General features: G+C 68.7%; 9 protein-coding genes. 6 read left to right on the top strand and 3 right to left on the bottom strand.

Annotated features, from left to right (window positions below; all coding sequences use genetic code 11):
• Positions 1-1,543 precede the first annotated feature (1,543 nt).
• The gene (locus ACFWHU_RS38245) at positions 1,544-2,527 is read right to left on the bottom strand and encodes a LuxR C-terminal-related transcriptional regulator (protein ID WP_387230949.1); all 984 of its coding nucleotides are present in this window, start codon (positions 2,525-2,527) and stop codon (positions 1,544-1,546) included.
• A 279-nt stretch (positions 2,528-2,806) separates the two neighbouring features.
• Between ACFWHU_RS38245 and ACFWHU_RS38240 the strand changes: the two genes are divergently transcribed.
• Positions 2,807-3,532: an ABC transporter ATP-binding protein gene (locus ACFWHU_RS38240; protein ID WP_387230951.1), complete on the top strand. Its 726-nt coding sequence runs from the start codon at positions 2,807-2,809 to the stop codon at positions 3,530-3,532.
• Positions 3,532-6,054 (top strand): FtsX-like permease family protein, encoded by a 2,523-nt coding sequence (locus ACFWHU_RS38235; RefSeq protein WP_387230947.1) that lies wholly within the window; start codon positions 3,532-3,534, stop codon positions 6,052-6,054. Before ACFWHU_RS38240 ends, ACFWHU_RS38235 begins: the two co-directional genes overlap by 1 nt.
• 209 nt (positions 6,055-6,263) lie before the next feature.
• Here the strand turns inward: ACFWHU_RS38235 and ACFWHU_RS38230 are convergent, their stop codons facing one another.
• On the bottom strand, positions 6,264-6,530 hold the full coding sequence (locus ACFWHU_RS38230; RefSeq protein ID WP_385800601.1) for a helix-turn-helix domain-containing protein: 267 nt from the start codon (positions 6,528-6,530) through the stop codon (positions 6,264-6,266).
• Between the two features lie 94 nt (positions 6,531-6,624).
• Between ACFWHU_RS38230 and map the strand changes: the two genes are divergently transcribed.
• From map to ACFWHU_RS38215, 3 genes are all read left to right on the top strand, one after another.
• Positions 6,625-7,440 (top strand): type I methionyl aminopeptidase, encoded by an 816-nt coding sequence (gene map, locus ACFWHU_RS38225; RefSeq protein WP_387230945.1) that lies wholly within the window; start codon positions 6,625-6,627, stop codon positions 7,438-7,440.
• 365 nt (positions 7,441-7,805) lie between these two features.
• On the top strand, positions 7,806-8,789 hold the full coding sequence (locus ACFWHU_RS38220) for a phosphotransferase family protein (RefSeq protein WP_387230943.1): 984 nt from the start codon (positions 7,806-7,808) through the stop codon (positions 8,787-8,789).
• A gap of 243 nt (positions 8,790-9,032) precedes the next feature.
• A complete protein-coding gene (locus ACFWHU_RS38215; protein ID WP_387230941.1) occupies positions 9,033-9,647 on the top strand; it encodes a hypothetical protein in 615 nt (204 codons plus the stop codon).
• A gap of 1 nt (position 9,648) precedes the next feature.
• On the opposite strand, the gene ACFWHU_RS38210 is transcribed toward ACFWHU_RS38215, so the two are convergent.
• Positions 9,649-10,350 carry a DUF402 domain-containing protein gene (locus ACFWHU_RS38210; protein ID WP_387230939.1) on the bottom strand — a complete coding sequence of 234 codons (702 nt, stop codon included), beginning with the start codon at positions 10,348-10,350 and terminating at the stop codon, positions 9,649-9,651.
• 583 nt (positions 10,351-10,933) lie between these two features.
• Between ACFWHU_RS38210 and ACFWHU_RS38205 the strand changes: the two genes are divergently transcribed.
• Positions 10,934-11,131 carry a hypothetical protein gene (locus tag ACFWHU_RS38205; RefSeq protein WP_385800610.1) on the top strand — a complete coding sequence of 66 codons (198 nt, stop codon included), beginning with the start codon at positions 10,934-10,936 and terminating at the stop codon, positions 11,129-11,131.
• The last annotated feature ends 98 nt before the right edge of the window (positions 11,132-11,229 follow it).

Here is an 11,229-nt window from a genome sequence, read left to right as displayed (position 1 = left end):
CCACCCCCGCAACTACCTGGCCTTTCTCGGACTCGCCGCCGCCCTCTGCTGCTACAAACGACTACTCAAACTCACCACATAGGACACGGTCTAAGCCGGGCGCGGATGGCTGTCGATGTGGCGCTGGACGGCGAAAGCGGCCTCGACCGGGCGCTGTTCGGAGAGTACGACCTGTTCCGCCGGTGGCAGCGGGAAACGGCACGGCACCTGGCAACGGATCCTCACCCGGCTGCAAACCTCGGTCGACGCGAAAGGGTGCAATCACGTGGGACCTGAGCGTCGATTCCACAGTGTGCCGTGTCCATCGGCATGCGGCCGGGGCCCGGACATGGGGTGATCTGCAGAAGGAACCGCCGGGTGGTGTCTTCGCCGAACCCGGAGATCATGGACTGGGACGCTCGCGCGGCGGGTTCACCACCAAACTGCACCTTGCCGTCGAGCAGGGCCAAAGTCCCACGTCGATCGTGATCACGACCGGGCAGCGAGGGGGATCACCCCAGTTCGAACCCGTACTGGAAGGTCCATGTGCCCCGCATCGGGGCGGGTCGGCCGCGCGTCCGCCCCGTGCGAGTGCGCACTGGCAAGGCGTACGCCTCCCGCAAAAACCGCGCCTTCCTGCGCCACCGCCGGTCTACGACAGCATGCTGCGCGGGGCGGGCAGTGACCTGGCGCCGTTCGCTGGGGCTGCTGGCGGTCGCCGTGTTCTGGGCCGGCGGGCTCACCGGCCTGGTGACCGCGGTCACGGGCACCGGCTACGGCTGGATCGGTGCCCTCAACACCCCGGTGTTCCGGCACAACTGGGCGCGAGCCGGCGCAGGATCAGGGCGCCGAGGTTCGCCACGACGCCCGCCCGGTCCGCTGGTAGATCGGTGTCGACGGAGCGCGTAACAAAGAATACGTTGACGGGGGCTCAGGAGGGGGGCCTCGTCGGTCGACAAGGGAAGACGACTCTCGGCCTGAGTCCGGGGTGTCAACGCCAGTCTGACCTCCTGTCCACCATCGTGGTTGGTCAGTTGCCAAGTCCCTTTACCTGAAAGGCGCCAGCCGTCCTCGAAGTCGAAATCCTGACCGTCGAGTTTTTCAAGAAGGGCCGTTCCGTCTTCGCGAAATGCAACGCGAGTGCCCTCGATGTTCTCCCAGACACCGGCGACTTCGGCCGGCGTAGCGTCATGAAGCCCCGTTCCCCCGTAGTACTGATATGGGCCGCACGCCGTCAGAACAGTCAACGCCAACACCGAGCCGCCGAGCATGCCCCCCCCCAAGCGCGCAATCTGCTCCCACCCGCCACCAGACCCGCACGCCCTCAGCCCGCACCGGCCAACCGTTAGAAAAGGACCGTGAAGGCCTACATTGCCAGTCTGGCTGAACACGTTCAGCTCTGTGGCTTGGAGGGCGCCAAGCAACCGCCAACTGAAACTTCCAACACCGTCCGCCGCCGGTGAGCCCCGTAACCAGCACTTTCGATACAGGCCCCGGTAGGCACACCTCCCGGAGCCCCCTACACGGCGCGCTCGGCAAGCGAGAGGTCGTCACCGCCGTCGGCTCAGATCCAGCCTCGTTCCTTCGCCAGTAGTCCCGCCTGGAACCGGTTGGCCGCCCCCAGGCGCATCATGATGTCGGCGATGTAGCGGCGGAACGTTCGTAGCGAGACGCCCATTTCGCGGGCCGCCGCCTCGTCCTTGTCGGTGCGGGTGAGGACGTCGAGCACACGGCGTTCGGTGTCGGACAAGGTCGGCTGCCGCGCCGCGAGATCGTCCTCGGCGGGAAGTTCCTGGCTGGTGTCCCAGACCTGCTCGAACCAGGCGACGGTGTTGGCCACCACGCCGGACTGGCGGACGACCAGCGTCGCCTCGTAATGGTCGTCCGGATTCACCGGCACCATCGCAACTCCTCGGTCCCAGATCGCCATTCGCCGGATCGCCTGCTCTGTACGGCGCACCTCCCCGCCCAGGGCGGCCAGTTCACGCAGATACGCCAGGGTCCCCGGATCGGCGAGTGCCTTCGGCGCCGCCACCGTGCGCCAGCGGATGCCGCGGCGCAGCATCCGCAGATCGGACTCGCGGGACTCCTCGATCCTGCTGGACTGCCAGGGTGCCGGCAGCAGGGACATGTGCTCGCGGAAGGTGAAGAAGGCAAGGTCGGCGAGGCGTTCATGGATGGCGTCGGTGCCGTCGAGGCGTTCGATCTCGCCGCTCGGCGACTGCTCCGCGCCCTGTTTGTGGTCGTCGACGAGCCCGGCGATCACGGCGCGGGTGGCGAGTACCTGGTCGGTGGCGGACTTGAGTTCGCCCAGGCGCTGTTCCACCAGCCACTCCACGGCGACCGAAGGGTCGGAGACCAGCACCGTGTGACGGTCGGAGAGCCGGATCAGGTTGTGCGACTGGAGTTCGTCGAGGCCCTCGTCCACGGTGTCGCGGTCCCAGCCGAGCGCGCCCCCCGCGCCCTCGGCTCCCTGCTCCGGATTACGCAGGAAGTAGCGGTAGAGACGTAGGTGCTCGTCGGACACCCCGACAGCTGTCAGGCTCATCTGTTCCCCCAGTGAGCAGCCCCGCTGGCGTGCTCTTTGGCAGCAACATGCCAGTGGCTGCCCTTTCTGACTGTAGAGCAATGATCAGCCGCGCAGCAGGCTCGACGTATGCCCAAGATCTTCGCTTCGGCGGACCGCGACCCGGCGGCCGCGCCCTCCTCCGACTCACCTTCCTCCCACTCGCCCTCGGCCCACTCGGCCGAACCGCTCACCGGCCCCCGCACCGGATCCCGCCGCGAATCGCGCACCGGCACCGGCACCGGCACCGGCGGCCAGGACATGGCCGTACGACTCGACGCCGTGACCAAGGTGTACGGCCGCGGCGAGAGCGCGGTGCACGCTCTGCGCGGCATCGACATCGCCATCCCGCGCGGCAGCTTCACCGCCGTGATGGGTCCCTCCGGCTCCGGCAAGTCGACCTTCCTGCACTGCGCGGCCGGCCTCGACCGGCCCAGCGGCGGCACGGTGGCGCTCGGCGGCCAGGAGCTGACGGCACTCGGCGAAACCGCCCTGACCCGGATGCGCCGGGACCGGATCGGCTTTGTCTTCCAGGCGTTCAACCTGATGCCGTCGCTGACCGTCGAGCAGAACATCACGCTCCCGCTGCGCCTCGCCGGGCGCCGCGCGGACGAGGCATGGCTGGCGCGGATCATCGACCAGGTGGGCCTCACCGGACGCACCGGGCGCCGGCCCGCCGAACTCTCCGGCGGCCAGCAGCAGCGCGTGGCGATCGCCCGCGCCCTGGTCACCCGGCCCGAGGTGGTCTTCGGCGACGAGCCGACCGGCGCGCTGGACACCATGACCGCCAAGGAGGTTCTCGGACTGCTCCGCCATACCGTGGAAGGCCTCGGTCAGACCGTCGTGATGGTCACGCACGACCCGGTGGCCGCCGCGTACGCCGACGCCGTGCTGTTCCTCGCCGACGGACAAATCGTCGACAGGATGGCCGCGCCGACCGTCGAGCGCGTCGCCGACCGGATGAGCCGCCTGGGAGCGTGGGCGTGATGCTGACACTCGCACTGAGTACGCTACGGGCCCGCAAAGGGGCCTTCGTCGGTGCCTTTGTGGCACTGATGTGCGCGGCCGCGCTGGTCACGGCGTGCGGGGCGCTGCTCGACACCGGGCTGCGCGGGAAGATCCCCACCGAGCGGTACGCGGGAACCCCAGTCCTGGTCACCGCCGATCAGGAACTGCACTGGACGAAGGTCAAGAAGGGCAAGACCAAGGAGAAGTCCAAGGCGCTTACGGAACGTGCCTGGCTGGACGCGGACCCCGCTCTGCTGAAGAAGCTCGCAGACGTCCCGGGTGTGCGTGAGGTGGTCACCGAACTCACCTTCCCCGCCCATGTGTTGACCCCGAAGGGCCCACTCGCCGAAGGCGCCTCCTGGGGCCATGCCTGGGAGTCCGCGCGGCTCACCCCCTTCGCTCTGCGCGACGGCCGTGCGCCTGCCGCGGCGGACGAGATCGTGGCCGACGCGGGCGCCGGACTGCGCACCGGCGCGAAGGTGACCGTTCAGTCGACCGGCGCCCCCGCCGTGTACCAGGTCGTCGGCATCGCCGCGCCGGCCGGCCGGGACGCCCTGCCGCGCCAGTCGACGCTCTTCTTCAGCCAGGAGGAAGCTCGCCGCCTGGCCGGACACCAGGGGCAGGTCTCCGCGCTCGGCCTGCTCACTTCTCCGGGAGCCGAGACAAGTGACGTACACAGCAGAGCAGTTGAAGCACTGTCCGGTACGTCTCTGAAGGCGCGGTCCGGCGACGGGCGCGGGCCTGTCGAATTCATCGACGCCGACAAGGCGCGGGTAAGCCTGATCAGTCTGGGCGGCGCGATGGGTGGTACGTCGCTCCTGGTCGCGCTGCTGGTGGTGGCCGGCACCTTCGCGCTCTCCATTCAGCAGCGGGCCCGCGAACTGGCACTGCTGCGCGCGATCGGGGCGACTCCGCGGCAGCTGCGCCGGATGGTGGGGCGCGAGGCGATGGTCGTGGGGCTGCTGGCCGGGGTGCCGGGGGCTCTCGCGGGGTTGTTCCTGGCGCGCTGGATGCACGGGCGGTTCGTGGAAGTGGGCGCGCTGCCGGACACTCTGGAGCTGACGCTGAGCGCGTTCCCGCCGATCGCGGCGGTGCTGGCCACGCTGCTCGCCGCGTGGGGCGCGGCGCGGGTGTCGGCCCGGCGGCCGGCCCGGGTACGGCCGACCGAGGGGCTCGCGGAGGCGGCGCTCACGGCGGGACGGCCGGGCCCCGGCCGCGTCGTCGCCGGTGTCCTCGCCGCGGTTGGTTACGTCGTGCTCGTCTTGGTCCTCTCCGGTCTGGAGACCGACGCGGCGGCCACTCCCGTGACTTTCCTGTCGGTGATCCTGGCGGCCGGCGCGATCGCGCTGCTCGGTCCGCCGATCGCCAAGTCCGCCGCGCTGGCGCTGGGTTGGGCCGCCCAGCGGGTTTCCCCGGCCGCCGGTTTCCTCGCCGCCCAGAACACCCGTACCAACGCTCAGCGCCTCGCTGCCGTGATCACGCCACTGAGCCTGGCGGTGGCCATGGCCTCAACGATCCTGTTCACGCAGACGACGTTGAGCCATGCGGCGGGCGAGCAGGCGGTATCGGGCACGAAGGCGCCGTACGTCCTCGCGGCCTCGGGGCCGGGCGTCCCGTCGGTGGTCGCGGAGGCGGTACGTGAGCGGGTGCCGGGGGTGACGGCCACGGAGGTCATCCGCACCACGGTCCGGATCGGACAGGACAAGTTCCCTGCGCAGGGCGTGAGTTCGCGGGGCCTGCCACGCACCCTCGACCCGGAGGTCACCTCGGGCACGCTCGCGGCGATGAACGGCGGCACAGTGGCGCTGAGCAGTCTCGCGGCCCGTACGAGGAACGCCCAGGTCGGAGACCGCGTGACGGTCACACTCGGCGACGGGGTGAAGGAGGACCTGAAGGTCTCCGCGATCTACGAACGGGGCCTGGGCTTCGGTGACTTGCTGCTCCCCCACCAACTGGTGGCGGCGCACGTGGACAATCCGCTGTCCTCCTCGGTCCTGGTGGCCGGAGCCCCGAGCGAGGAGGAACTGGCCGCTGCCCTGAGCGGCTTCCCCGCGGTCCACGTCCTGGACCGCGCCGACGTCGAAGCGGCCCGCCGTACGCAGGACGGCGCTCAGGCCCAGGTCAACTACATCGCGATGGGCCTGATCATCGCTTTCACCGGAATCGCGGTGGTCAACACTCTGGTGATGGCGACATCCGCCCGCCGCCGCGAGTTCGCCCTCCTGCGCATGATCGGCACAACCGGCCGCCAGCTCCGCGCGATGCTCCGCTGGGAGACCTTGACGGTCAGCCTGCTGGCGATCGTCCTGGGGACGACGGTGGCCTACGCGACACTGACGGCGTACAGCCTGGGCATGACGGGCACCGCGACGCCTTACGCCCCGCCTCTGACCTACCTGTCGGTCATCGCGACGGCCACGGCTTTGGCCTTCCTCTCCACGGCCCTGCCTGCCCGGGCCGCGCAGCGGGGGGCGGCGGTCAGCCTGGGCGGGAGCGAGTAGCACCGCCGCACCACCGGCTGGTCGCGGAGACCCGCATGGCTGTCGAAGGGCCCCGGACCACAATCGGTCGGGGCCCTTCGGCCGACTCTGCCGCAGTATTGGCTGCTGTCAGCCCTCGTACGAGGACCTTCGTACTGGGAAGCTGAGCGACGATTGCCGTCGTTGTGCTCGGGGCACCGCCTTCGGCCCCGCACCGCGAAGGGATGTTGCTAGGAGGCCTGGCTCAGGGCGGGATCCGTACGCCAGACGAAGGCGAGGTCGGACAGCGATACGCCAAGTACCTCACTGAGCCGGACGATGGTGCCGAACGCGGGCGTCGGCAGCCGGCCCGTCTCGATCTTGCGGAGGGTCTCCGGCGAGATCTCTGCCGCCAAGGCCACTTCGACGAGGCTGCGTCCGGCCCGGGCGGAGCGCAGTGCCGCCCCGAGGCGTCGGCCCGCGTCGATCTGTTCAGGGGCGAGCGGAAGGCGAACCATGCGCACATGCTAGAGCCGCCGGTGTCCGGCGGCAACCACTCCACCACCTGGTATAAATATACCTGTCGGTCGCCCCGTGGAATCGAGGATCGCAGTGATCGAGCACAAAACTCCCCAGGACATCGAGCGTATGCACGTCACCGGCCAGTTCGTCGGCCAGGTGCTGGCTGAACTCGCCGACCTCGCGGCGGTAGGGGTCAACCTGCTGGACCTGGAGCATCACGCTCGCCGCCGGATCAAGGAGCGCGGCGCGGAGTCCTGCTACTGGGACTACGAGCCCTCATTCGGCAAGGGCCCCTTCCGTAACGTGGTGTGCCTCTCGGTCAATGACGCCGTGCTGCACGGACTGCCGCACAGCTACAAGCTGCGCGACGGGGACCTGCTGACCATGGACATGGCAGTGAGTATCGACGGCTGGGCCGCGGACTCGGCCCACTCCGTCGTCGTCGGCACCCCGGCCGAGGAGGACCTGCGGCTGATCGAGGCCACCGAGGTCGCCCTGGAAGCCGCGATCAAGGTCGCCCAGCCGGGCAACAGGCTCGGGGACATCTCGGCGGCCATCGGGGCGGTCGCCGCCGAGTACGGCTACCCGGTCAACCTGGAGTTCGGCGGTCACGGTATCGGCCGCACGATGCACGAGGATCTGCACATTCCCAACGACGGTCGTCCTGGCCGGGGTTGGAAGCTGCGTCCCGGCCTGACGATCGCGATCGAGCCCTGGTTCGCCGCCGGCACCAACAAGATCGTCTACGACCCCGACGGCTGGACGATCCGCTCGGCCGACGGCTCGCGCACCGCACATTCCGAGCACACGGTCGCCATCACCGAGACCGGCCCGCTCGTACTCACCCGGCGCCCCCGGAGCGTCAAGGGGCTGGAAGACCAGCAGTCATCGGCGACCGGACGCTGACGAGGGCTTCACGGGAGCTTGCCGTCCACACCTTGACGACGAATTGAGTGCTTGCACGACTGGTTCACCGAGCGGGTACAGGCAGATGACGCGGCTGCCGACCGCGCCTGTTCCCTGGTCGAGAGGGAGCTGGAGGCGCCGGTACCGCCTTCATGAACAGCCGCGGGCTTCTCCACTTCGACGCCCAGCACCTCAGGTCATCGTGAACAGCGCCGCACACCGCCGCCGCGTCGTCGGTCAGCTCGAACTTCCGCCAGCGCTTCTCAGGAGCTGACCGGTCAAGACATCATCCATGTGCTCGGGGTTGCACCCCAACGTGTTTTGGATCCCAGAGCCGTGTCTGCGCTGATCGATAGGTTAGGCGCATGGTGGCGAATGAGGGTACGGCCGTCGCAGGAGCGGGCGTCGATGACCGGGGCTGGTCCGGCACGCGGGCCTGGGTGGAGGAGCTGTTGGGCGGAGGGTGCCGCATCGACGCTGTCGAGCGGCTGCGTGGTGGGTGGACTTCGGAAATGCGGCGTCTGCGCATCAGCGGAACGGGAGAGCCGCAGTGGCTGGTGCTGAGGTCGTTCGTGAAGCCCTTCTTCCTTCGGCATGCGGAGGGGTTACTCACTCGCGAATCGGATATCTTGCGTCTGCTGAGCGAGTCCGATGTGCCGGTGGCGGCGTTCCGCGGTGTTGATTCGACGGCGGTGCACTGCGACCACCCATCGTTGCTGATGTCGCTGCTGCCCGGCCGTGTCCGGTTGGACGAGGAGGAAGCGGGGCTGCGGACCGAACTGCTGGCCCGCCAACTCGTCGCCATTCACCAGGTTCGCGTCCCGGTCGAGGCCCGGCCGCGCGTGTATCAGGCCTGGACATCCCCCGACCGAGTGCGGCTGCCCGAATCCACCGAACGGCCGGACCTGTGGCAGCGTGCTGTGGACGTCATCCGGCACGATCCCCCTGACTACCGGCCTTGCTTCCTCCACCGGGATTTCCACCCCGGCAACGTGCTCTTCACGGGACAGGGTCCCCGTACGGAGATCACCGGTGTCGTCGACTGGGTGGAGACGTCCTGGGGGCCGGCCGATCTGGACGTGGCGCACTGTTCCACAGCCCTGGCTCTCCTGCACGGCGCCCAGGAGGGGATGCGGCTGGCTGATCGCTATCTGGCCTCCGGGGGCACGTTGAGCGAGGACCCGGCCGCTCACCTCTACTGGCGCGTCCTCGATGCGCTGGCGTTCGCGCCGGACGCCGAGAAGGTTGCTGTGCCGTGGCGCGAACTGGGACGCGACGACCTGACTTCGGCCCTGCTCACAAGCAGACTCGAGGACTACCTTGAAGAGCTCTTCCGCCGCTTCGGCTGAGGATGTGGAGGACGTTTCGCCCTGGGTCGCGGGGCCGTCGATCGGCCGGTGGTCCGCTCGTCTACTTCTCGATGAGTTGGAGCAGGGCTGAGGAGGTCTCCTCCTGTGCGGCGGCCTTGCCGAACTCCATGGAGCTTGGTCTGCTTCGATCCTCGGCGGAGTCGGCTCAGACCCTGATGGTCCTGCTCAGGCGTTCTTATTGGGTATGTCGAGTGGCAACGTTGTTACGAAGGGGGAGCAACAGTGTTGGCACTCCTGGTTTCGATCACGGCCGTTCTTGTCTCGCTGGGATCGCTGGGCATGGCCTACATGTCGGGACGTCGCTCTCGCATGCCAGTCCTGCAGTTCATGTGGGAAGGCGCACCGAGCGGTGGGGAGCCCAAGTGGTGGCTGGCCAATGTGGGGACCGGCCCCGCCACCAACATCGTCGTCGCCCAAGCCGAACGAACCGCACTCACACGCGGCTTGAACGGGGAGCAGTGGTTCAATCCGGTCCTGATTCCATCTATCCCGGCTGGTGGCAAGCTGGCTCTGACGTGGCTCGGCGGAACCATGGGGCTGCGGTGCGGGCTGGGCGCCAGTTACACAGACTCCGAGAAGTACTTCTACACAACGAAGTGCGGCGACGACGTATCGATGTTCTTCGTCGGGCTGCATCTCCCACGCTGGCCGCTGCTGAAGTTGAACGGCAGCAGAGCAGTGAAGACCTGGTGGGGAGTGGAAGACCTGTCGGGTCCACGGTGGTCAGCAGTCAGCGAGCGCCATATCCGCAGGCGTAAATGGCTCCCCTCGCGCTTCGGCATCAGCCGCCGGCTCGGCGGATGGGCTGATCCTGTTCTTTCCTATCGGCCGAGGTGAATCAAGGCCCAGGCCGACCCGCGCTGTCGCAGAAGGCATGCGCCGCACCTCCAGGGTCGGCTCCCTCGCGCCGGTGCAGAGACGGTGCGGGCCAGGCCGGGTCCCAGCGCCAGGCCGCCCACCGGTCGGCATCCGCGAACGGCGCGGCCCGCTCTTCGAGCATGGCGAGGACCTGGGCGCGGGCGAGCTCCACCGCCTGGTGTTCGGTGTCGGTGACGATGCCCAGTCGGCGTACGTGGGCGTACTCGTCTTCGTCCTTCCACGTCCACGTGCGCAGGTCGGGGTCGATGACGAGGTCCACGGTCAGGTCGAAGGTGTCGAACCCTCCGTCCGTCCGGATCGTGGGCTGCTCGAAGTTGACGTACCAGTTCCTCAGCCCGGCGGCTGTGTAGAAGGCGTTGATGCTGAACCACGCCGTCGGAGGCTTCCAGAGCAGCAGTTCGGTGTCCTGCCACCAGCCGGGCTCGAGCTCCCACTCCCCCCTGGCCATCGCGTCGAACGCCTCGGTGCGCACCGAACGGTCCCCGTCGGCGCGGGCCTTGGCGTACAGCGACGGCCACAGCGCCTGTGCACCGGGTGCGCACGCGGTCACCAGTGCCTCGGCGTTGTCAGCGATCACGCGTAGCGCCTGCTCGCTCCACACCCGGCCGCCGCGGTACACGTCCCGCCGTACGGCCGTCTCCCCTGTCACGAAAGTCCGCACCGTCTCCTCCTTCGTCCGGGCCGGGATGCCACCTTGCCCTGTCACGGTTCCCACGGCGGGCACGCAAGGCCGGTCCGGTCGCAGTTAAGACCCCCGGGTGTACGGCTGGGGCGGCGCCGTCTGCCACAGCCGGTCCGAGTCGCATGTCCAGCAGGCTCATCACACGTTGTCCCGCATGCAGGTCCGGGCAAGGGGACAGGCTGATCCGGGTTCATCGCCCCATGCTGCGCAACATCAACCCGTGACGAGGAGCTGGCTCCATTGCGGGGCGTTCCGTCAGGAGCTCTCAGGAAAGTGGGTGGCAACAAGTTTCGCCGCACGGCGCAGAGTTCGCATCTGACGTCATGACCAACGCACGCAGAGGGGACGGCTCAACGTATGGGGAAGTCGTGCCGCAGTGATCGCCACCACCGCCTCGCCGAGGTCCGCCACAGCCCCGGGCGCCTGCCGGGGTGTCCGGGCTCCGCCTGGCATCGTTGCTGCGGAGCGGGCGTTGTGGCTGCGCTGCCTATGGTCGCAGGGACGCCCTTACCGAACTGAGACGATCAACAGGGCCGAACGATTGAACGTAGAGGTGGGAACCATGATCGTCCTGGTACTGCTCGGCGTCGTTGCGCTTGCTGTCGGCGGGTGCGTGTGTGTGGTGTGGGCCGAGCGTGGCGGGCCCCGCTGGGTCCGCGCCGTCGCGGCCATAACGCTTGCCGCAGGCAAGGTGGTACGCCGCTCCGAGAGGAACCGGCGGCGCCAGGGCCTGAACGGAACCACCAGCGACGACGGCTAGGGCCTGTCGTTTGGATCAGGCCGGATCAGGGAGCGGGGTCTGGTGCGTGCGGTCGCAAGGCGGAGGAGGGAGACAACGCGGAGCGTTGGCGACCGACG

Origin of the sequence: Streptomyces sp. NPDC060366 (assembly GCF_042725135.1) — a bacterium.
GTDB lineage: Bacteria > Actinomycetota > Actinomycetes > Streptomycetales > Streptomycetaceae > Streptomyces.
The sequence above is the reverse complement of the archived record's forward strand: the minus strand, read 5'-3'. Positions and strand labels throughout refer to the sequence as shown.